16 protein-coding genes, 2 tRNA genes and 3 rRNA genes (1 of these 21 running past the window's edge) are annotated in these 22823 nt (G+C 44.1%); all 21 read left to right on the forward strand.

Annotated features, from left to right (window positions below):
• The first annotated feature begins 229 nt into the window (after positions 1–229).
• On the forward strand, positions 230–2704 hold the full coding sequence (spoIIE, locus tag AC0VX1_RS00385; RefSeq protein WP_034316302.1) for a stage II sporulation protein E: 2475 nt from the start codon (positions 230–232) through the stop codon (positions 2702–2704).
• 191 nt (positions 2705–2895) lie between these two features.
• The gene (locus AC0VX1_RS00390) at positions 2896–3633 is read left to right on the forward strand and encodes a VWA domain-containing protein (RefSeq protein WP_034316300.1); all 738 of its coding nucleotides are present in this window, start codon (positions 2896–2898) and stop codon (positions 3631–3633) included.
• On the forward strand, positions 3599–4597 hold the full coding sequence (locus AC0VX1_RS00395) for a protein kinase domain-containing protein (protein WP_413011232.1): 999 nt from the start codon (positions 3599–3601) through the stop codon (positions 4595–4597). Before AC0VX1_RS00390 ends, AC0VX1_RS00395 begins: the two co-directional genes overlap by 35 nt.
• Before the next feature lie 93 nt (positions 4598–4690).
• Complete coding sequence (gene tilS / locus AC0VX1_RS00400) at positions 4691–6085, forward strand: tRNA lysidine(34) synthetase TilS (protein WP_034316299.1); 1395 nt, start codon at positions 4691–4693, stop codon at positions 6083–6085.
• 32 nt (positions 6086–6117) lie between these two features.
• A complete protein-coding gene (gene hpt, locus AC0VX1_RS00405) occupies positions 6118–6657 on the forward strand; it encodes a hypoxanthine phosphoribosyltransferase (RefSeq protein ID WP_413011243.1) in 540 nt (179 codons plus the stop codon).
• A gap of 117 nt (positions 6658–6774) precedes the next feature.
• Positions 6775–8835 carry an ATP-dependent zinc metalloprotease FtsH gene (ftsH, locus tag AC0VX1_RS00410; RefSeq protein WP_413011235.1) on the forward strand — a complete coding sequence of 687 codons (2061 nt, stop codon included), beginning with the start codon at positions 6775–6777 and terminating at the stop codon, positions 8833–8835.
• A 166-nt stretch (positions 8836–9001) separates the two neighbouring features.
• Positions 9002–9781, forward strand: coding sequence for a type III pantothenate kinase (locus tag AC0VX1_RS00415; RefSeq protein WP_413011237.1), 780 nt, complete (start codon positions 9002–9004; stop codon positions 9779–9781).
• 26 nt (positions 9782–9807) lie between these two features.
• Positions 9808–10689 carry an Hsp33 family molecular chaperone HslO gene (gene hslO / locus AC0VX1_RS00420; RefSeq protein WP_057276509.1) on the forward strand — a complete coding sequence of 294 codons (882 nt, stop codon included), beginning with the start codon at positions 9808–9810 and terminating at the stop codon, positions 10687–10689.
• Positions 10690–10707: 18 nt separating this feature from the next.
• Complete coding sequence (locus AC0VX1_RS00425) at positions 10708–11604, forward strand: peptidyl-prolyl cis-trans isomerase (protein WP_095679959.1); 897 nt, start codon at positions 10708–10710, stop codon at positions 11602–11604.
• Between the two features lie 130 nt (positions 11605–11734).
• A complete protein-coding gene (gene cysK, locus AC0VX1_RS00430; RefSeq protein ID WP_475469608.1) occupies positions 11735–12661 on the forward strand; it encodes a cysteine synthase A in 927 nt (308 codons plus the stop codon).
• A gap of 162 nt (positions 12662–12823) precedes the next feature.
• A complete protein-coding gene (folP, locus tag AC0VX1_RS00435; protein ID WP_034316288.1) occupies positions 12824–13660 on the forward strand; it encodes a dihydropteroate synthase in 837 nt (278 codons plus the stop codon).
• Between the two features lies 1 nt (position 13661).
• Entirely contained in the window at positions 13662–14021 is a 360-nt protein-coding gene (gene folB / locus AC0VX1_RS00440) for a dihydroneopterin aldolase (protein ID WP_230134828.1), read from the forward strand.
• Positions 14022–14023: 2 nt separating this feature from the next.
• Positions 14024–14551 (forward strand): 2-amino-4-hydroxy-6-hydroxymethyldihydropteridine diphosphokinase, encoded by a 528-nt coding sequence (gene folK, locus AC0VX1_RS00445; protein ID WP_475469609.1) that lies wholly within the window; start codon positions 14024–14026, stop codon positions 14549–14551.
• On the forward strand, positions 14503–14715 hold the full coding sequence (locus AC0VX1_RS00450) for a helix-turn-helix domain-containing protein (protein ID WP_034316283.1): 213 nt from the start codon (positions 14503–14505) through the stop codon (positions 14713–14715). The genes folK and AC0VX1_RS00450 overlap by 49 nt, the downstream gene beginning before the upstream one ends.
• 24 nt (positions 14716–14739) lie before the next feature.
• Entirely contained in the window at positions 14740–15738 is a 999-nt protein-coding gene (gene dusB / locus AC0VX1_RS00455; RefSeq protein WP_034316281.1) for a tRNA dihydrouridine synthase DusB, read from the forward strand.
• A gap of 188 nt (positions 15739–15926) precedes the next feature.
• Positions 15927–17426, forward strand: coding sequence for a lysine--tRNA ligase (lysS, locus tag AC0VX1_RS00460; protein ID WP_170946992.1), 1500 nt, complete (start codon positions 15927–15929; stop codon positions 17424–17426).
• A gap of 423 nt (positions 17427–17849) precedes the next feature.
• A 16S ribosomal RNA gene (locus tag AC0VX1_RS00465) occupies positions 17850–19400 on the forward strand.
• A gap of 176 nt (positions 19401–19576) precedes the next feature.
• A 23S ribosomal RNA gene (locus AC0VX1_RS00470) occupies positions 19577–22509 on the forward strand.
• Positions 22510–22573: 64 nt separating this feature from the next.
• Positions 22574–22689, forward strand: a 5S ribosomal RNA gene (gene rrf, locus AC0VX1_RS00475).
• The 16S, 23S and 5S rRNA genes sit together here with 2 tRNA genes alongside, the layout of an rRNA operon.
• A 10-nt stretch (positions 22690–22699) precedes the next feature.
• Positions 22700–22775, forward strand: a tRNA-Val gene (locus tag AC0VX1_RS00480).
• 11 nt (positions 22776–22786) lie between these two features.
• Positions 22787–22823: transfer RNA gene (locus AC0VX1_RS00485), tRNA-Thr, on the forward strand (it continues 39 nt past the right edge of the window).

Genomic DNA, 22823 nt, shown 5'->3' on the forward strand with positions numbered 1-22823 from the left:
TATTTATTCGGGTTATTTTCCGCAAAAATAACCTAAAAACTTTGCTTTTCTTCAAAAAAAAAAGAACACCCGTTTCTGTATTGGGAAAAACGGCACAAAAACCTGTATACAAATGATTATTCAAGAAGAATTTCGTCGAACGTTTTTCTTATCCGCTTATAAAATTCTGACAAAAAAATAGACAAGCCCTCTTTATAATAAAAATCACTAATACGAATGGGGTGTTGAAATGGAAAAAGTGGAAAGACCTATGATGGAACCTCTTGGAGATGTTCAGTTAAAAGAAGCGAAGGCAGGGGCCATCAATTGGATCCAACAACTGCAAATGAAGAGTGAAGACATATTCATAAAAAAAGGTATCTCTTTAGCAATCATCGGTTTTTTATTAGGAAGGGCTTTAATACTTTCGCAGCTGGCACCGTTTGGACTTCCGTTTTTCGCAGCCGTTTTTCTCATGAGACGTGATAGGGCTCCACTGGCTTTATTCGGATTGATTGCAGGTGGGCTGACCGTTCACTATTCGAATAGTTTAGTCATCTTTGCATCGGCGTTCCTGCTCCTGTTATTTCATAAGATCAAGAAGCCCGCCGTGGAAGGACAATTCAAGACGATGTCGATGTACGTCTTCGCTTCACTATTCCTGGTCAACCTGGCCGAGCAATATCTGGTATTTCGAACGATTCAGCTGTACGACTTGATGATGATAGGAGTAGAGGCGGGACTCGCGATGATTTTAACTTTAATCTTCATACAGTCCATCCCGATGCTGACCGTTAGGACAAAGTCCCAGTCATTAAAGACGGAGGAAATTGTCAGCATCATCATCTTGCTTGCTTCGGTGATGACCGGAACCATCGGCTGGATGATATACGATTTATCACTCGACCATATATTCTCGCGATACCTGGTCCTCCTCTTCGGGCTGGCGGGAGGGGCCGCCATAGGCTCCACTGTAGGTGTAGTTACTGGATTGATATTCAGCTTGGCGAGTATTGCCAGTCTATATCAGATGAGCCTTCTCGCATTTTCAGGGCTTCTGGGCGGACTGTTGAAGGAGGGAAGGAAGATAGGGGTTGCTAGCGGCCTCTTGATTGCTACATTACTGATAGGTTTATATGGTGAGGGCACCAATAATATTATGGTGACCCTTTATGAATCACTTATAGCTGTGGCCCTATTTATATTGACACCGTCATCCATCATCAACAAAATAGCGAAACATATACCGGGAACAGTCGAGAATTCTGATGAACAGCAGCAGTATGCCCGAAAAGTGAGGGATGTCACCGCTCAAAGGGTGGAGCAATTCTCACATGTATTTGAGGCGCTCTCTAATAGCTTTTCCCAAGTGGATGAAAGGGGAAGATTGGAGGAAGATGAGAAAGAATTCGACTACTTCTTAAGTAATGTAACGGAAAAGACGTGCCAGCTTTGTTTTAAAAAGGAACAATGCTGGTCCAAGAACTTTAATACAACCTATGACGGCATGCAGGAAATTATGCTTCAATTAAGTGAAAATAATGGTCAGCTCCCCCAAAAAACTTCGAAAGAATGGGGGAAATATTGCAGTCGCGGGCCTCAGGTGATTGGGGCGATATCACAGGAGCTCACTTATTTTGAAGCTAACCAAAAATTAAAAAGGCAGGTGAAGGAAAGTCGGAAGCTAGTGGCGGATCAACTGCGGGGCGTTTCGGCAGTAATGGATGATTTTGCAAAAGAAATTCAAAGGGAAAGGAAGAATCATCATGTACATGAAGAATCCATTTTGGAAGCCATCCAGGATTTTGGCCTGCACATAGGCCATGTGGAAATATACAGTCTAGAACAGGGAAATGTTGATATAGAGATGAGTGTCCCATACTGCCAGGGCAGAGGGGAATGTGAAAAGTTGATTGCACCTATGCTGTCAGACATTTTAGGGGAAACGATAGTCGTACATTCAGAAGAGTGTGCAACGTATCCAAGCGGGCAATGTGAGGTGATATTTAGGTCAGCAAAAAAATTCACGGTCGAAACGGGTGTGGCTCATGCTGCCAAGGGGGGAGGGCTTGTATCAGGAGATAGTTTTACGACCATGGAAATTGGCTGCGGCAAATTCGCGATAGCCATTAGTGATGGAATGGGAAATGGGGAAAGGGCCCATTTTGAAAGTACAGAAACATTGAAGCTGCTACAAAAATTTTTACAATCGGGAATAGAAGAAAAAATAGCCATTAAATCCGTAAACTCCGTATTATCTCTACGCACTACCGATGAAATATTTTCGACTCTTGATTTGGCAATGATTGATCTTCAGGACGCAAGGGCTAAGTTTTTAAAAATCTGTTCGATACCGAGTTTCATTAAAAGGGGGGATAGGATAATAAAAATTGAATCAAGTAACCTCCCCATGGGGATCATCCAGGATTTCGATGTTGATGTAGTATCAGAAGAGCTGAAGGCAGGGGATATATTAATCATGATGAGCGATGGAGTGTTCGATGGCCCTTCACATGTCGAAAATATCGAGTTCTGGCTAAAACGAAAAATCAAGGAAATGGAAACTGACGATCCGCAGGAAATCTCTGATTTAATATTGGAAGAGGTCATCCGAACGAAAGGCATCATAGATGATGACATGACAGTGGTGACATCGAAAATTAAGCATAACACACCGAAATGGGCATCCATTCCCGTTTCCCCAAAACGCAAAAAGGCCCAGTAGGGGCCGTTTATATATAAAATAAATAAAACCCAAAATGAGGTGGTGTAAATGGAAGAAGGATAAAAGGTAAAGGGATGAACTCTTTTCAATCATTCCGCTCCATGATATGACTTGATGTAATGTCTTTTGCGTATAATTTCCCCTTTTTTAGTCAATTATGGTAACAAATTGATAGGAAGGGAGAGCAAAACATGAAAGCAGGAACATTAAGACAGATTTTGCTTATAACCGACGGATGTTCAAATCATGGTGAGGAGCCGTCTGCCATGGCTGAATTAGCAAGGGAGCAAGGCATAACCATCAATGTCATAGGTGTAATGGAAAATGATGTGATAGATGAAAAGGGACTTAAGGAAATCGAGAAGATTGCTGGTTCAGGAGGTGGCGTAAGTCAAGTAGTCTATTCGCAGCAGTTGTCCCAAACCGTCCAGATGGTGACACAAAAGGCGATGACTCAAACGATACAGGGAGTTATCAATCGTGAACTTCAACAAATACTCGGAGATTCAAAAACGATGGAGGATCTTCCGCCGGATAAACGGGGAGAAGTGATGGAGGTGGTCGATGAGCTTGGGGAAACAAGCAAGCTCGAAGTACTGATTCTTGTTGATACCAGTGCAAGCATGAAACATAAACTGCCTACAGTAAAAGATTCCTTATTAGATCTTTCCCTTAGTATGAATGCAAGGATGGGTGACAGCCGTTTTTCCGTATTCGTATTTCCTGGGAAAAGAAATGACGTTGAAAAGTTACTGGATTGGACCCCGAACCTCGAAGCCTTGACGGCAACTTTTCCTAAGCTCAGTACAGGGGGACTCACTCCGACAGGTCCAGCCATTCGTGAAGCTTTAACTCATTTCAATAAAAAACGTTCATTGAGGGGATTGTTATCACATGATGATGAACAATACTTTGAGGAATCAATGTAAACTTCTGCCTGGCAGTTTGGTCACTGGAAAATGGAATAAAAACCAGTACAAAATAATTAAGGAATTGGGGTGTGGAGCGAACGGGATCGTTTATTTGGTTGAAAGCGGAAATCGTCATTATGCTTTAAAGCTCAGTGATAATGGGACGTCCATTATTTCGGAGATGAATATTCTAAAATCCTTTTCAAAGGTCCAGGGGTCTACCCTTGGACCTTCCTTTTTGGAAGCGGATGATTTCATGAAAACAGGAAAGCAGCTCCCTTTTTATGTCATGGAATATATCCATGGACACGATTTTTTGCGTTTCATTGATAAGAAAGGGTCGTCATGGATTGGAGTCTTGATGCTTCAGCTCTTAACAAGCTTGTCTTCCTTACATTCAAATGGCTGGGTGTTCGGTGATTTGAAACCCGAGAATTTGATCGTGACATCACCAGCCTATAAGGTACGGTGCGTGGATGTTGGCGGAACCACCTTGATCGGGCGGTCTGTTAAAGAATTCACCGAGTTTTTTGACAGGGGGTACTGGGGACTTGGATCAAGAAAGGCCGAACCGCAATATGACTTGTTCGCTGTAGCAATGATTATAATCAATTCTGCCTATCCCGGACGTTTCCAGAAGAAAGGGGAGGGGTATAAACAGCTTAACGACTTAATTAAGCAGAAAAAGGAATTGCATCCATACAGGAAGATGTTGGATAAGGCGCTCCGCGGACAGTATGACTCAGCCATCCAAATGCGGGAGGATCTGGTAACGGTGCTAAGTAAGCAAAATCATTCGATGAAAAAGGGCCCGAACCAGACAGCGACGGGTCAGCAGCAAACCGTGCAGCCTTCAACAAGACAAGCAAGAAGGTCCCAAAACCAATCAAAAAAGAAAAGCGGCGGTTTTTTTGAAACGTTTTTGCTGGTTGCCATCATATCGATGCTCTATGTTCTTTACATATATGAACAGTTGTTATGATATAGTTATTAGGTGAATGCCATGAAATGGTTGAAACCATTTCAGGATTCAATCGTATAAAACTAATGCCTGTCCATAAAGAAGGAAGATTGTATGTTAAAGGAAAAAGTTCTGAGCACCATTTATAGAAACGAATTGATTAAGGAAAACTCGAAGTTGCTAATAGGCGTTTCCGGAGGACCGGACTCGCTGGTGCTTCTCCATATCCTTAAGGAAATTCAACCTCTTTTTCATTACGAGATGATCGTAGCAAGTGTTGACCATATGTTTCGTGGTGAAGAATCCTATGGGGATTATAAATATGTCGAGCATATTTGTGAACGGTGGGGCATTACATTTGAAGGAAAAAGGATCGATGTTCCTGCCCGGATGGAACAGACGGGGGAAAGTTCACAAATAACGTCAAGAAAGCTGCGTTTTGCTTTCTATGAGGAAGTGATGGATAAGCATCAAGCCTCCACGCTTGTCCTGGGGCATCATGGAGATGATCAAATAGAAACGATGCTCATGCGTTTAACAAGAGGGGCGACAGGCAAGGCAAGAGCGGGTATTCCTATAAAGAGACGTTTTCATACAGGGGATCTGATCAGGCCTTTTCTTGAAATCACGAAAAGCCAAATAATCGAATATGCGGGCCTTCATGATATTGAACCAAGGTTTGATCCGAGCAATGAAACGGGTGTCTATGCAAGAAATCGTTTTAGACATGAAGTTCTTCCGTTTTTAAAGAAAGAAAATAGAAAAGTTCATGAGCATTTTCAACGATTCAGTGAAGAGCTATATGAAGATGAAGAGTTTTTTTTGAACCTGGTTTCAAGCAAAATGTCCGAGGTTTGGATCCAGCAGGATAAAGATCAAGCGGTTATTCAGATTGATAAGGTTCTCGCGATGCCTAAACCTTTACAAAGAAGGGCGATTCAACTAATATTAAACTATCTTTATTTGGAGAGACCTTCATCGCTTTCGGCATTACATATTGACCAACTTTTAGTTTTGTTTTTGAATCCTCAACCATCTGCAGAATTGCATCTTCCGGAGGGCCTTATTGCGGAAAAATCATATCAAACTTGCACGTTTAGATTTTTTCGGCAAAAAAGCCGTGAATATTCCCTAAAATTACAAATTCCCGGTGAGACTATTCTTCCGAATGGATATAAGATTAAAGCGCACTATATAAAAGAAGAAATTCCGGTACTTAGGGGAAATCATTCTTTTATTCTTCCCGAATCAGCTGTTCAGTTTCCGCTTACTGTCCGAACCAGGAATGAAGGCGAACGGATGGCCGTCAAGGGATTAGGTGGAACTAAAAAGTTAAAGGATATTTTTATTAATGAAAAGATCCCGATGCTAGAAAGAAATGTATGGCCGGTCATCATCGATCAAACGGGTACGGCGATTTGGCTGCCCGGTTTAAAGAAGTCGAATGTTGAGCCGGATATAATTTCTGATGAAAAATCTTTAATTTACTTAGAATATAAAAAAGCTTAATTCTTCATGGGGGGCAATTAATTACAATGACCATGCAAAACGACATTGAAAAGGTTTTAATAACAGAGGAAGAACTTCAATTGAAAATCAGGGAATTGGGTGCGCAGATTGAAGCTGATTACCAAGGTAAGTTCCCATTGGCCATCGGAGTGCTGAAAGGCGCCATGCCATTTATGTCAGATTTACTTAAACGTGTGGATACACATCTTGAAATGGACTTTATGGATGTTTCGAGCTATGGTAACTCCACTGTATCTTCCGGTGAAGTGAAAATCATCAAGGATCTTGATACATCAGTTGAAGGCCGGGATATTTTAATCATCGAAGATATTATCGACAGCGGTTTGACTCTAAGCTATCTTGCGGAACTTTTCCGTTATCGAAAAGCAAAATCAATTAAAATCGTTACCTTATTGGATAAACCAACAGGCAGGAAAGCGGATATCACTCCGGACTATGCCGGGTTCATCGTTCCGGATGCATTTGTTGTCGGATATGGTCTTGATTTTGCGGAAAAGTATCGTAATCTCCCGTATATTGGCATATTGAAGCCTGAAATTTACTCGAATTAATCGTACCTGTTTGAAAGGGAAGACCAGATAAAAACAGCGGTGTTAAATTATTGTAATTCATTAATTTTGTATGATAGTATTTACTATAGTTTGTTTACCCGTGGGAGGAGGTAAGGGATGAATCGGATCTTCCGTAATACGATATTTTATTTACTGATCTTTTTGGTCATCATTGGGATTGTAAGCATTTTTAATAATAACAATGAACCAACGGAGAAAATGACCCAAGATGAATTCTATACGCATTTGGAGAATGGGGACGTTACTGCACTGACGATGCAGCCCGAAAGCAGTGTTTTTGAAATCACAGGAAAGCTCAAAGGTTATGAGGAAAACAAATTCTTTGTGACGTACGTGCCTTTCAGTGAATATTCGCAAAGTCGGATAAATGATGCCGTAACCAAGTTGGATAAGGACATCATCACTGTGGAACCTCCAGAAAAAACAAGTGGCTGGGTGACATTTTTCACTTCCATCATTCCATTTGTAATCATTTTTATCCTCTTCTTCTTTTTACTTAACCAAGCTCAGGGCGGCGGTGGTGGCCGCGTCATGAACTTCGGGAAAAGTAAGGCGAAATTGTATAATGATGATAAGAAAAAAGTTCGCTTCAATGATGTTGCCGGAGCGGACGAAGAAAAGCAGGAACTTGTCGAGGTCGTTGAATTCTTGAAAGATCCTCGCAAATATGCCGAGCTTGGAGCCCGTATTCCTAAAGGGGTACTTTTAGTCGGTCCTCCTGGTACAGGTAAAACTTTACTTGCACGAGCAGTAGCTGGTGAAGCCGGAACTCCTTTCTTCTCAATCAGTGGTTCTGATTTTGTTGAAATGTTTGTGGGTGTCGGTGCATCCCGTGTTCGTGATTTGTTTGAAAATGCTAAGAAGAATGCACCTTGTATCATCTTCATCGATGAAATTGATGCAGTCGGTCGTCAACGTGGCGCAGGTCTTGGTGGCGGTCACGATGAACGTGAACAGACATTGAACCAACTACTGGTGGAAATGGATGGTTTCGGCGGTAATGAAGGAATCATAATCATCGCTGCGACTAACCGTGCTGATGTATTGGATCCGGCATTATTGCGTCCGGGACGTTTTGACCGTCAAATAACGGTAGGCCGCCCTGATGTCAAGGGCCGTGAAGAAGTGCTGAAAGTACATGCACGCAATAAACCATTAGCAGAAACCGTCGATTTGAAAGCGATCGCTCAGCGTACTCCAGGATTTTCTGGTGCAGATCTTGAAAACTTACTGAATGAAGCGGCGCTTGTTGCTGCCCGTCAAGATAAGAAGAAGATCGACATGTCCGATTTGGATGAAGCTTCGGATCGTGTTATCGCCGGACCTGCCAAGAAAAACCGTGTCATTTCCAAAAAGGAAAGAAATATCGTAGCGTGGCATGAAGCGGGCCATACCATTATTGGATTGGTTCTGGATGATGCCGAGGTCGTTCATAAAGTAACGATTGTCCCTCGTGGTCAAGCTGGCGGTTATGCAGTTATGCTGCCGAAAGAAGATCGTTTCTTCATGACGGAACCTGAGCTTAAAGATAAAATCGTAGGACTACTGGGTGGCCGTGTTGCCGAAGAAGTTACATTCGGAGAAGCGAGTACCGGTGCGCATAACGACTTCCAGCGTGCAACGGGCATAGCTCGGAGCATGGTTATGGAATATGGTATGAGTAAGCTTGGACCGCTTCAATTCGGTAATTCTCAAGGTCAGGTCTTCCTAGGCCGCGATTTCAACAATGATCAAAACTATTCAGATGCAATAGCATATGAAATCGATCTTGAAATTCAACGTATCATCAAGGAAGCTTACGAAAGATGTAAGAAGATCCTTACTGAAAATCGTGAAAAACTTGATTTGGTTGCAAAAACCCTGCTTGAAGTGGAAACACTTGATGCGGAACAAATCAAAAGTTTATTCCAAAATGGTAAATTGCCAGAACGTGATTATACGGCACTGAATGGGAATTTAACCACTGATGAGAATGTCAAGGTGAACATCAATAAGAAGAAGGAAGAAAAAGAGGCCCTATTAGATCCATTGGATAAAAGAGGACCTGAGGACCTTGAAATAACGGAGGAAGGTTTGAATACTCCTCCAATCAAAGAAGGTGCACCTCAAGATCAGCCGCTTTCCTTCCCGAACGAAGACGACAATAAAAAGTCTTAATCGACTAAATTCAAAAGGGTATTTCCGCCTCGGAAATACCCTTTTCTTAACTCTTAAATTAATTATGATAAAGTTCCTGGGATACCTTCCGAAAAGTGCGACTAATAGCGTGGGAAATAACAGTGTGGTATGATGTTGGAGAATAATTTACCGGAGTGATGAAACGATGATTTTTGTATTGGATGTTGGGAATACGAATACCGTATTAGGCGTATACGATCAAGATATTTTAAAATATCATTGGCGAATTGAGACTAACCGTCACAAGACAGAAGATGAGTATGGAATGATCATAAAGTCTTTGCTGCAGCATGAAAGTCTTGCGTTTGATCAATTTGATGGAATCATTATTTCTTCGGTAGTTCCGCCAATTATGTTTGCGCTTGAACGCATGTGCAAAAAATACTTTGGAATTAAACCGGTTATAGTTGGGCCTGGAATAAAAACTGGATTGAATATTAAATACGAAAATCCCCGTGAGGTGGGAGCGGACCGAATCGTTAATGCTGTTGCTGGCATTCAGGAATATGGAAGCCCTCTCATTATCGTGGATTTTGGTACGGCAACTACATATTGCTACATAAATGAGGATAAACAATACATGGGCGGAGCCATTGCCCCGGGTATAAATATTTCTACCGAGGCACTTTATTCAAAGGCAGCCAAACTTCCGAGAATAGAAATCAGCCGTCCGGAAGGGATTATTGGGAAAAATACGGTGTCCGCCATGCAGGCTGGCATTTTGTATGGGTATGTTGGGCAGGTAGAAGGAATCGTTAATCGAATTAAAGCGCAAAGTAATCTAGAACCAACGGTAATAGCGACAGGCGGACTGGCTACCTTAATTGCTAATGAGTCTACAGTTATTGACGTTGTGGAGCCATTTTTGACCTTGAAGGGTTTGCAGCTGATTTATAAACGTAATCGTGAGCAAGTGAAGAAGTAACACAAAGCATGAAAGGAGCAATATAAATGAAGGATTATCTAATAAAGGCATTAGGTTATGAAGGACAGGTTCGTGCATATGCTGTTTCAACAACAGACACCGTAGGAGAAGCTCAGCGACGCCATTATACATGGCCCACTGCTTCGGCTGCCCTTGGACGGGCTATGACGGCAGGCGTTATGATGGGTGGAATGTTAAAAGGTGAAGAAAAGCTGACGATTAAAATCGAGGGCGGTGGTCCGATTGGGTCCATCCTGGTCGACAGCAATGCAAAGGGGGAAGTCCGCGGATATGTCACTCATCCGCAAACCCATTTTGATTTGAATGAGCAAGGTAAGCTGGATGTCAGGAAAGCGGTGGGTACCGATGGTTTGTTGACTGTTGTGAAAGATATTGGTCTTCGTGATTACTTTTCAGGGCAAGTACCGCTTGTATCGGGAGAACTGGGTGAAGATTTCACTTATTACTTTGTTACTTCCGAACAGGTGCCTTCATCAGTGGGGGTTGGGGTCCTGGTGAATCCGGATAATTCAATCCTTGCAGCGGGCGGATTTATCATTCAGTTGATGCCGGGTACATCCGAAGATACGATTTCGAAAATCGAAAAAAGACTAAGCACGATTACTCCTGTTTCCAAGATGATTCAAAACGGCATGACTCCTGAAGAAATCCTAACCGAAATTTTAGGTGAGGGCAATGTGAATATATTAGAAAAAATGGATGTCCAATTCTCCTGTCAATGTTCAAGGGAAAGAATTGCGACTGCATTGATCAGCCTGGGGCAGGCTGAGATTCGGGATATTATTGATACAGACGGACAAGCGGAGGCGCATTGTCATTTTTGTAATCAGACCTACCAATTCTCTAAGGAAGAACTTGAGGAACTGGAAGCGGAAACCAAAAAATAATGTACGGGGGATAAGGGTTTGCCAAAACACAAGCTTCGGGCGATTATTGCTGGCCTTGCCTTGTTGAACCTATTGACTATCATTATCTTTGTCATAAAACCACTAATCATTTCAAAAACCGTCATTGGGGAAGAAACGGCCGCGAAGGTCGGGTCGAAGGATATTTCCCGGGACGCATGGATGAATGAGCTCGAAAAAAGATATGGGGAAGATGTACTTGAGGAAATGGTCGATAAAGAGGTAGTGAAACAGGCAGCTGAAAAATACAAAGTGAAAATTTCGGATGAAGAGCTAGATCGTGAACTTAAAATGATGAAAACGATGTATGGGACTGCAGGTCAGAACCTTAATAAAAGTAACGATCAATTGAGGCAGGAAATTCAGTCGAGTCTCCTCCTCGAGAAGCTCCTCACCAAGGACGTTTCGGTTTCCAAAACGGCAATGCGGAATTATTATGATAATAATAAGGATATCTATAGAATCCCTACTGCTTTCCATATTTCCCATATTACCACGTCTACAAAAAAGCAGGCAGACCAAGTCATACGTGAACTGGAGAAAGGTGTCTCCTTTGAAGTCTTGGCGATGGAAAAGTCCCTTGATGAATTTACTGCCAATCAAGGGGGCGACATGGGTTATATATCACAGGATAACGAGCAAGTATCCAAGGAATACATTACCGCTGCCGAGAAATTAAAGGTTAAAAAGTGGAGTGATGCAATCCAAACGGAGGATGGCTGGGCCGTTCTCTACCTGCATGAAAGAATAGAGGGCAAGCAATATGAATATGACGAAGTTAAAGACAAGATTCGCCGCCAAATAGCTCTTGAACAGATTCAGGCACCGGTCTCAGGGAAAATTTTCTGGGACGAATTTGATGTAGAATGGTTTTATGGATTGAAGGAAGAAAAGTAGGTCAATGGTTGTGTGAGAAAATTTAGAATATAGTATATAATCATTGACAATGAACTATTAAAACTGGTAACTTTAAAATTATAAAACCAATAAACATACTCGGCATTGAAATGATAAGGGAGTGGAGAAAATGGCACGTATAGCTAATTCTGTAATCGATTTAATTGGACAAACACCTATTGTTAAGTTAAACAAGCTTCAAAATGAAAACAGTGCAGATATTTATTTGAAACTTGAGTATTTTAACCCAGGCAGCAGTGTAAAAGACCGTATCGCCCTTGCGATGATCGAAGCGGCAGAAAAAAATGGTACCCTTAAGCCAGGTGATACGATCATTGAACCTACAAGCGGAAATACTGGAATAGGCCTGGCGATGGTAGCTGCGGCAAAGGGCTATAAATCAATTCTGGTTATGCCGGAGACGATGAGCTTGGAACGCCGTAACTTGCTTCGTGCTTATGGCGCAGAATTAGTTCTTACTCCTGGGCCTGAAGGAATGAAGGGTGCAATTGCAAAGGCGACTGAGCTTTCTAAAGAAAAAGGTTACTTCATTCCACAGCAGTTTGAAAACGAAGCCAACCCTGAAGTACATCGGAACACTACAGGCCCTGAAATCGTGGAAGCCTTTGAAGATGAAGGCCTGGATGCATTCGTTGCCGGAATCGGTACTGGCGGAACCATTACAGGTGCCGGTGAAGTCCTGCGTGAGAAATTCCCTGACATTAAAATTTATGCTGTTGAACCTGCGGATTCCCCAGTATTATCGGGAGGGACTCCGGGACCTCATAAAATCCAAGGAATCGGAGCAGGCTTCATTCCAACTATATTGAATACAGATCTCTATGACGAAATCATTCAAGTCAATACAGAGGAATCCTTTGATTATGCACGCCGCGCAGCAAAAGAAGAAGGAATCCTTGGCGGAATTTCTTCTGGAGGTGCAATCGCAGCTGCCGTCAAAGTGGCTGACAAACTGGGAAAAGGCAAAAAGGTACTTGCCATCATACCAAGTAATGGTGAACGGTACTTAAGTACGCCATTATATAACTTTGAGTAAGACAAGACGCTAAAAATGAGAAGCGAAGTTCCTTAGGGGCTTTGCTTTTCTTTTTGCAGTAATGTTTGCAGAAGTGTTCCGAATCTTCAGGAGCTTGCACTATGCCTGTGTAAATGGGTAAACTCGTATATATAGATTTCTTTAAGTGAAGGAGAACGTTGGATGTCATTAGCTGGAGCGTCAAAAATAAAATGCGGTTCATTTGATTTGGATTACAGCAATAAAACCTTAATTATGGGGATTTTGAATGTTACGCCGGACTCCTTTTCGGATGGCGGGAAATATAATCGGATAGATGCTGCTTTGAAGCATGCCGAACGGATGGTCAACGATGGAGCGGATATATTGGATGTAGGCGGAGAGTCCACCCGACCTAATTATGAGAGGATATCGGAGGAAGAGGAAATAGAGAGAGTCGCCCCGATTATAGAGGCCATATCCCGTAATATTGAGGTTCCAATATCGGTCGATACGTATAAATCAAGAGTGGCGGAAGCGGCGGTAAAAGCAGGAGCCCATATATTAAATGACATTTGGGGAGGTAAAGCCGATTCATTGATGTCGAAGGTTGCTGCGGAATATAAGGTGCCGATCATCTTGATGCATAACAGGGGGAATATGGAATATGGACATTTTGTTCGGGATGTACTTCAAGATTTATTCGAAAGCATCATGTTGGTGAAGGATGCAGGTGTCAAGGATGAAAACATCATACTCGATCCAGGAATTGGCTTTGCGAAAGATTTAAAGTTAAATTTAGAAATGATGAGGAATCTTGATAAGCTGGTATCGTTAGGTTATCCAGTTCTGTTAGCCACATCAAGAAAGTCCATGATTGGACATGTTCTGGACCTGCCGCCTAGTGAGCGAATGGAAGGAACGGCCGCCACAATCTGTCATGGCATTCAACAAGGCTGTCAAATGGTTCGCGTACATGATGTGAAGGAAATGGCACGGACTGCAAAGATGATGGATGCTCTATTAGGAAAAGGTGAATGATATGGATAAGATATATGTGAATAAAATGGAGTTTTACGGTTATCATGGAGTTTTTCCGGAAGAAACGAAGCTTGGTCAGCGATTTAAAGTGGATTTAATCGTCCAGACTGATTTAGCCAAGGCAGGAAAGAGTGACAAACTTGAAGATTCAATCAACTATGGCGAGTTATATGAAGTGTGTAAAAATGTTGTTGAGGGAGAACCTTTTAAGTTAGTGGAAGCTGTTGCTGAAAAAATCGCCTCTGAATTGCTTAATAAATATTCTTCCATCGAGACATGCACCGTCAAGGTTTATAAACCAGATCCTCCAATAGCAGGTCACTATGATTCGGTTGCTATAGAGATTGTAAGGGGACGCTGATTGTGAGAAATATTGCTTACCTTTCAATAGGGTCGAACTTAGGTGATCGCCTTGAAACATTCCGAAAGGCTTTCCAATTATTGTCTGAAAGTCCGCATATCAAATTGGTGTCATGCTCCTCTTTATATGAAACGGACCCGATAGGATATGAAGACCAGGACTGTTTTTTAAATGCTGTCCTTAAAGTGAAAACCGATTTAGAACCCGAACAATTACTTCACGCTTGTATGAAAATTGAACAGGATTTAGGGAGAAAAAGGGAAATCAGGTGGGGTCCTCGTACTTTAGACCTTGACATTTTGTTATATAATCATGAAAATATTGAGACAGAGATTCTTTCAGTCCCGCACCCTCGTATGCGCGAGAGGGCTTTTGTTATCGTGCCTTTAATGGAAGTGGACCCAGATATATCACTTCCGCAAATGCGTGCACCTTTGAGCGACCTGCTTGGACAGATTTCGGATAAAGAAGGAGTTCGATTATGGAAGGTGAAAAATGGGGAAGGCGTATTCGCGCTTTTCGAAAGTTAAAGGGTTATACCCAGGAAGGGTTTGCGAGGGAGATAGGTGTTTCCGTTTCCTTGCTGGGAGAAGTTGAACGAGGGAACCGTAACCCTTCAGAAGCATTTTTACTGGAAGTGGCGGAAATTCTTCATATTTCCATTGAGGAGCTTCAGCCACCTGAGGATAAATGAAAGAATGTTATAGGGGGGCACAACGTGTTAAGAATAGGCGATATAGAAATGAAGAACCAGGTAGTGCTGGCCCCGATGGCGGGAGTCTGTAACTCGGCATTCCGCTTGACCGTCAAGGAATTTGGTGCTGGTCTTGTTTGTGCGGAGATGGTCAGTGACAAGGGAATCGTTCTTAAAAATGCTAGAACGATGAATATGCTTTATATAGATGAAAGAGAAAAGCCGTTAAGTTTGCAAATCTTTGGCGGTGAGAAGAAATCTTTGGTTGAAGCTGCGCAATTTGTAGATAAAAATACAACTGCTGACATCATTGATATCAACATGGGCTGCCCTGTCCCTAAAATCACTAAATGTGATGCGGGTGCGAAGTGGCTTCTCGATCCAAACAAAATTTATGAGATGGTTTCAGCGGTGGTTGATGCTGTTGAAAAGCCGGTAACGGTAAAAATGCGCATAGGCTGGGATGATGAACACGTTTTTGCGATTCAAAATGCTCAGGCTGTTGAACGCGCAGGTGGTAAAGCTGTTTCCATGCATGGCAGAACACGTGTTCAAATGTATGAAGGAAAAGCTAACTGGGACATCATCCGTGAAGTGAAGAAATCAATTAATATTCCCCTTATCGGTAACGGTGATGTGGAAACTCCACAGGATGCGGAAAGAATGCTGAAGGAAACGGGTGTTGATGGAGTCATGATCGGCCGTGCAGCTCTAGGTAACCCGTGGATGATTTACCGGACTGTAAAATATCTTGAAACCGGTCAACTGATGGATGAGCCTTCAGTTCGTGAAAAGATGGATGTTTGCGTGCTTCATATGGATCGTCTGATTGCGTTGAAAAATGAAAATGTCGCCGTTCGTGAAATGCGTAAGCATGCTTCTTGGTATTTAAAGGGTGTTAAAGGGAATGCTACGGCACGCAAAGGAATTAATGATTGTGAAACAAGGGAAGATGTTGTGAAGCTTCTCTATGGACTTGTTGATGATATTGAAGCGAAGCAACAAAATATCCAAATGGTCTGATGTTTGACATTACCTTCCTATTTTCCTATAATACGCTTATCTTAAACTGCCAGTAATCCTGGCAGTTTTTATATGTACATAAACAATGTTTTATGATAAAAAGCTGTTGAATTCCTTTACTTTATGTAAGAATAAATATGTATGCAAAAGAATTTCTGATTAATTATATAAGGCATTTATTAATAAAGATGGAGATGATTTTCGTGAGTCATGAAGAATTGAATGACCAACTGCAGGTAAGACGCGATAAAATGCAAGCGATGATGGATAATGGACTAGACCCTTTCGGGAGCAGATTCGAGCGCACACATAACACGCAAGAGTTAATCAGTGCTTATGGTGAATTAGAAAAAGAAGATCTTGAAGAAAAAGAAATTGAAGTTACGATCGCTGGCCGTGTCATGACGAAGCGCGGAAAAGGAAAAGCGGGATTTGCCCATATCCAGGATATTAGCGGCCAAATCCAAATCTACGTCCGTTTGGATAACATAGGGGAAGATTCTTACCAAATTTTCAACCAAACGGATCTTGGTGATCTTGTAGGGGTAACTGGCGTTATCTTCAAAACGAAAGTCGGGGAACTTTCCATTAAAGCTAAAGAATATGTGTTCCTTGCTAAAGCGCTTCGCCCGTTGCCTGATAAATTTCATGGCTTGAAGGATGTTGAAGAGCGTTACAGGAAACGCTATGTCGATTTAATTACAAATGAAGAAAGCAAAAATACGTTGATCATGCGCAGTCGCATTGTACAAGCCATGAGAAGGTATTTGGATGATCATGGATACCTTGAAGTGGAGACGCCGCTATTGCACTCTGTTGCTGGTGGAGCAGCTGCTCGACCTTTCCTTACTCACCATAATGCTTTGGATATGCCTTTGAATTTAAGGATTGCCATTGAACTTCATCTAAAACGCTTGATCGTTGGCGGATTGGAGAAAGTTTATGAAATTGGCCGGGTTTTCAGAAATGAAGGGGTGTCCACAAGGCATAATCCTGAATTCACATTGATCGAATTGTATGAAGCTTATGCGGATTACCAAGATATCATGAGCTTAACGGAAAACTTGATTGCCCATATAGCTCAAGAAGTTCTTGGGACGACTACCATCCAGTATGGGGAGTATGAGATAGAGTTAAAACCGGAATGGAAACGACTTCACATGGTTGACGCTGTAAAAGAATATACCGGTGTGGATTTCTGGACTGAAATGAGTAAAGAAGAAGCCCAGCAGCTTGCTAAAGAAAATGGGATTGAAGTTAAGGAATCCATGGAGTTCGGCCATATCGTAAATGAATTCTTTGAACAAAAGGTCGAAGATAAGTTAATTCAACCTACATTCATCTATGGGCATCCAGTGGAAATCTCTCCTTTAGCAAAGAAAAATCCGGAAGATTCCCGTTTCACAGATCGTTTTGAGTTATTCATAGTAGGTAGGGAGCACGCAAATGCCTTCACTGAACTTAATGATCCTATTGATCAACGTCAACGCTTTGAAGCTCAATTGAAAGAACGAGAGCAAGGTAATGATGAAGCTCATGAAATGGATGAAGATTTCTTGGAGGCGTTAGAATACGGAATGCCGCCGACTGGCGGACTTGGAATTGGTGTTGACCGTTTGGTTATGCTATTGACCAATTCTCCTTCCATACGTGACGTCCTGTTATTCCCTTTAATGAGACATCGCTAAATATAAGCAAAATGAGTTTTGATTGCAGGGCCGAATTCGGATGGCTGGGATCATGGGCGTAGCTCCTGATCCTGGTGAGTCCAATTCGGTTTTTGTTTTTTAATTATAATTTCATGCCTTTCAATAGAGTGGATTCTAGGGTTTAAAAGAAAAACAACATTATCTCAAAAAAACTTTATAAAAGGTATTGCACAGTTAACGTAATGGTGTTATATTTATATCTGTCGTTACGAACGAGTTGCAAACAGATTACAAACTTTAAAAAGTTTTAAAAAAGTTGTTGACTTGCAGTAATGAAAATGTTATTATAAATAAGCTGTTCCGAAAGACATTGCTCTTTGAAAACTGAACAAAACAAAGCGCCAACGTTAAATTTTAAGTGAGCACACACTATCAAAAAAGCAAATGAGCAAGTCAAACATTTCTTCGGAGAGTTTGATCCTGGCTCAGGACGAACGCTGGCGGCGTGCCTAATACATGCAAGTCGAGCGAATCGATGGGAGCTTGCTCCCTGAGATTAGCGGCGGACGGGTGAGTAACACGTGGGCAACCTGCCTATAAGACTGGGATAACTTCGGGAAACCGGAGCTAATACCGGATACGTTCTTTTCTCGCATGAGAGAAGATGGAAAGACGGTTTACGCTGTCACTTATAGATGGGCCCGCGGCGCATTAGCTAGTTGGTGAGGTAATGGCTCACCAAGGCGACGATGCGTAGCCGACCTGAGAGGGTGATCGGCCACACTGGGACTGAGACACGGCCCAGACTCCTACGGGAGGCAGCAGTAGGGAATCTTCCGCAATGGACGAAAGTCTGACGGAGCAACGCCGCGTGAACGAAGAAGGCCTTCGGGTCGTAAAGTTCTGTTGTTAGGGAAGAACAAGTACCAGAGTAACTGCTGGTACCTTGACGGTACCTAACCAGAAAGCCACGGCTAACTACGTGCCAGCAGCCGCGGTAATACGTAGGTGGCAAGCGTTGTCCGGAATTATTGGGCGTAAAGCGCGCGCAGGTGGTTCCTTAAGTCTGATGTGAAAGCCCACGGCTCAACCGTGGAGGGTCATTGGAAACTGGGGAACTTGAGTGCAGAAGAGGAAAGTGGAATTCCAAGTGTAGCGGTGAAATGCGTAGAGATTTGGAGGAACACCAGTGGCGAAGGCGACTTTCTGGTCTGTAACTGACACTGAGGCGCGAAAGCGTGGGGAGCAAACAGGATTAGATACCCTGGTAGTCCACGCCGTAAACGATGAGTGCTAAGTGTTAGAGGGTTTCCGCCCTTTAGTGCTGCAGCTAACGCATTAAGCACTCCGCCTGGGGAGTACGGCCGCAAGGCTGAAACTCAAAGGAATTGACGGGGGCCCGCACAAGCGGTGGAGCATGTGGTTTAATTCGAAGCAACGCGAAGAACCTTACCAGGTCTTGACATCCTCTGACAACCCTAGAGATAGGGCTTTCCCCTTCGGGGGACAGAGTGACAGGTGGTGCATGGTTGTCGTCAGCTCGTGTCGTGAGATGTTGGGTTAAGTCCCGCAACGAGCGCAACCCTTGATCTTAGTTGCCAGCATTCAGTTGGGCACTCTAAGGTGACTGCCGGTGACAAACCGGAGGAAGGTGGGGATGACGTCAAATCATCATGCCCCTTATGACCTGGGCTACACACGTGCTACAATGGATGGTACAAAGGGCTGCAAACCTGCGAAGGTAAGCGAATCCCATAAAGCCATTCTCAGTTCGGATTGCAGGCTGCAACTCGCCTGCATGAAGCCGGAATCGCTAGTAATCGCGGATCAGCATGCCGCGGTGAATACGTTCCCGGGCCTTGTACACACCGCCCGTCACACCACGAGAGTTTGTAACACCCGAAGTCGGTGAGGTAACCTTCATGGAGCCAGCCGCCTAAGGTGGGACAGATGATTGGGGTGAAGTCGTAACAAGGTAGCCGTATCGGAAGGTGCGGCTGGATCACCTCCTTTCTAAGGATAATTACGAGAGCGCTTTTGTTTTGTTCAGTTTTGAATGAGTAATTCATTCAAATAGGAAAGACGAACATCACGATGTGATGGATTCTTTCTGCTTTGTTCCTTGAAAACTAGATAATAGATAGAAGGCAATTAATTTTTTTCAAAGCATCTGTAAGATCTTTTTTAACGGTTAAGTTAGAAAGGGCGCACGGTGGATGCCTTGGCACTAGGAGCCGATGAAGGACGGGACTAACACCGATATGCTTCGGGGAGCTGTAAGTAAGCTTTGATCCGGAGATTTCCGAATGGGGAAACCCACTGTTCGTAATGGAACAGTATCTTTACCTGAATACATAGGGTACTGAAGGCAGACCCGGGGAACTGAAACATCTAAGTACCCGGAGGAAGAGAAAGCAAACGCGATTTCCTGAGTAGCGGCGAGCGAAACGGAATTAGCCCAAACCAAGAGGCTTGCCTCTTGGGGTTGTAGGACACTCAACATGGAGTTACAAAGGAACGGGGTAAATGAAGCGACCTGGAAAGGTCCGTCGAAGAAGGTAAAAACCCTGTAGTTGAAACTTCGTTCCCTCCTGAGTGGATCCTGAGTACGGCGGGACACGAGAAATCCCGTCGGAAGCAGGGAGGACCATCTCCCAAGGCTAAATACTCCCTAGTGACCGATAGTGAACCAGTACCGTGAGGGAAAGGTGAAAAGCACCCCGGAAGGGGAGTGAAATAGATCCTGAAACCGTGTGCCTACAAGTAGTCAAAGCCCGTTAATGGGTAATGGCGTGCCTTTTGTAGAATGAACCGGCGAGTTACGATTTCATGCGAGGTTAAGTTGATGAGACGGAGCCGCAGCGAAAGCGAGTCTGAATAGGGCGAATGAGTATGAGGTCGTAGACCCGAAACCAGGTGATCTACCCATGTCCAGGGTGAAGTTCAGGTAACACTGAATGGAGGCCCGAACCCACGCACGTTGAAAAGTGCGGGGATGAGGTGTGGGTAGCGGAGAAATTCCAATCGAACCTGGAGATAGCTGGTTCTCTCCGAAATAGCTTTAGGGCTAGCCTCAAGATGAGAGTATTGGAGGTAGAGCACTGATTGGACTAGGGGCCCCCAACGGGTTACCGAATTCAGTCAAACTCCGAATGCCAAATACTTATTCTTGGGAGTCAGACTGCGAGTGATAAGATCCGTAGTCGAAAGGGAAACAGCCCAGACCACCAGCTAAGGTCCCAAAGTATACGTTAAGTGGAAAAGGATGTGGAGTTGCTTAGACAACCAGGATGTTGGCTTAGAAGCAGCCACCATTTAAAGAGTGCGTAATAGCTCACTGGTCGAGTGACTCCGCGCCGAAAATGTACCGGGGCTAAACGTATCACCGAAGCTGTGGATTGACACCGTATGGTGTCGATGGTAGGAGAGCGTTCTAAGGGCGTTGAAGTCAGACCGGAAGGACTGGTGGAGCGCTTAGAAGTGAGAATGCCGGTATGAGTAGCGAAAGAAGGGTGAGAATCCCTTCCACCGAATGCCTAAGGTTTCCTGAGGAAGGCTCGTCCGCTCAGGGTTAGTCGGGACCTAAGCCGAGGCCGAAAGGCGTAGGCGATGGACAACAGGTTGATATTCCTGTACCACCTATACATCGTTTGAACGATGGGGGGACGCAGAAGGATAGGGTAAGCGCGCTGTTGGATATGCGCGTCCAAGCAGTTAGGCCGGAAACGAGGCAAATCCCGTTTCCATTAAGGCGGAGCTGTGATGGCGAGGGAAATATAGTACCGAAGTTCCTGATTCCACGCTGCCAAGAAAAGCCTCTAGTGAGATGTAAGGTGCCCGTACCGCAAACCGACACAGGTAGGCGAGGAGAGAATCCTAAGGTGTGCGAGAGAACTCTCGTTAAGGAACTCGGCAAAATGACCCCGTAACTTCGGGAGAAGGGGTGCTTTTTAGGGTGAATAGCCCAGAAAAGCCGCAGTGAATAGGCCCAGGCGACTGTTTAGCAAAAACACAGGTCTCTGCGAAGCCGCAAGGCGAAGTATAGGGGCTGACACCTGCCCGGTGCTGGAAGGTTAAGGGGAGAGGTTAGCGCAAGCGAAGCTTTGAACCGAAGCCCCAGTAAACGGCGGCCGTAACTATAACGGTCCTAAGGTAGCGAAATTCCTTGTCGGGTAAGTTCCGACCCGCACGAAAGGTGTAACGATCTGGGCACTGTCTCAACGAGAGACTCGGTGAAATTATAGTACCTGTGAAGATGCAGGTTACCCGCGACAGGACGGAAAGACCCCGTGGAGCTTTACTGCAGCCTGATATTGAATTTTGGTACAGCTTGTACAGGATAGGTAGGAGCCTGAGAAGCCGGAGCGCCAGCTTCGGTGGAGGCGTTGGTGGGATACTACCCTGGCTGTATTGAAATTCTAACCCGCGCCCCTTATCGGGGTGGGAGACAGTGTCAGGTGGGCAGTTTGACTGGGGCGGTCGCCTCCTAAAGAGTAACGGAGGCGCCCAAAGGTTCCCTCAGAATGGTTGGAAATCATTCGTAGAGTGTAAAGGCACAAGGGAGCTTGACTGCGAGACCTACAAGTCGAGCAGGGACGAAAGTCGGGCTTAGTGATCCGGTGGTTCCGCATGGAAGGGCCATCGCTCAACGGATAAAAGCTACCCCGGGGATAACAGGCTTATCTCCCCCAAGAGTCCACATCGACGGGGAGGTTTGGCACCTCGATGTCGGCTCATCGCATCCTGGGGCTGTAGTCGGTCCCAAGGGTTGGGCTGTTCGCCCATTAAAGCGGTACGCGAGCTGGGTTCAGAACGTCGTGAGACAGTTCGGTCCCTATCCGTCGCGGGCGCAGGAAATTTGAGAGGAGCTGTCCTTAGTACGAGAGGACCGGGATGGACGCACCGCTGGTGTACCAGTTGTCTTGCCAAAGGCATAGCTGGGTAGCTACGTGCGGACGGGATAAGTGCTGAAAGCATCTAAGCATGAAGCCCCCCTCAAGATGAGATTTCCCATGGCGCAAGCTAGTAAGATCCCTGAAAGATGATCAGGTTGATAGGTCAGAGGTGGAAGCATGGTGACATGTGGAGCTGACTGATACTAATAGATCGAGGACTTAACCAACGCTTTTTAAAAAATGAAATACCTTCTTATTATCTAGTTTTGAAGGAACAACGTTCCTTTTATGTTTGGTGGCGATAGCGAAGAGGTCACACCCGTTCCCATTCCGAACACGGCAGTTAAGCTCTTCAGCGCCGATGGTAGTTGGGGGTTTCCCCCTGTGAGAGTAGGACGCCGCCAAGCAGTTATATATGGAGGATTAGCTCAGCTGGGAGAGCATCTGCCTTACAAGCAGAGGGTCGGCGGTTCGATCCCGTCATCCTCCACCATTTTTACACTTGCCGGTGTAGCTCAACTGGTAGAGCAACTGACTTGTA

It is taken from the genome of Peribacillus sp. QJM3NY_7 (genome assembly GCF_056173225.1).

Bases quoted from the DNA above. Each gene is read 5' to 3' on its own strand.
- hpt (WP_413011243.1), top strand. From the start codon at position 6,118: ATGCAAAACGACATTGAAAAGGTTTTAATAACAGAGGAAGAACTTCAA.
- AC0VX1_RS00395 (WP_413011232.1), top strand. From the start codon at position 3,599: ATGATGATGAACAATACTTTGAGGAATCAATGTAAACTTCTGCCTGGC.
- AC0VX1_RS00390 (WP_034316300.1), top strand. From the start codon at position 2,896: ATGAAAGCAGGAACATTAAGACAGATTTTGCTTATAACCGACGGATGT.
- tilS (WP_034316299.1), top strand. From the start codon at position 4,691: ATGTTAAAGGAAAAAGTTCTGAGCACCATTTATAGAAACGAATTGATT.
- folB (WP_230134828.1), top strand. From the start codon at position 13,662: ATGGATAAGATATATGTGAATAAAATGGAGTTTTACGGTTATCATGGA.
- AC0VX1_RS00415 (WP_413011237.1), top strand. From the start codon at position 9,002: ATGATTTTTGTATTGGATGTTGGGAATACGAATACCGTATTAGGCGTA.
- folP (WP_034316288.1), top strand. From the start codon at position 12,824: ATGTCATTAGCTGGAGCGTCAAAAATAAAATGCGGTTCATTTGATTTG.
- lysS (WP_170946992.1), top strand. From the start codon at position 15,927: ATGGAGATGATTTTCGTGAGTCATGAAGAATTGAATGACCAACTGCAG.
- hslO (WP_057276509.1), top strand. From the start codon at position 9,808: ATGAAGGATTATCTAATAAAGGCATTAGGTTATGAAGGACAGGTTCGT.
- cysK (WP_475469608.1), top strand. From the start codon at position 11,735: ATGGCACGTATAGCTAATTCTGTAATCGATTTAATTGGACAAACACCT.
- spoIIE (WP_034316302.1), top strand. From the start codon at position 230: ATGGAAAAAGTGGAAAGACCTATGATGGAACCTCTTGGAGATGTTCAG.
- AC0VX1_RS00450 (WP_034316283.1), top strand. From the start codon at position 14,503: ATGGAAGGTGAAAAATGGGGAAGGCGTATTCGCGCTTTTCGAAAGTTA.
- ftsH (WP_413011235.1), top strand. From the start codon at position 6,775: ATGAATCGGATCTTCCGTAATACGATATTTTATTTACTGATCTTTTTG.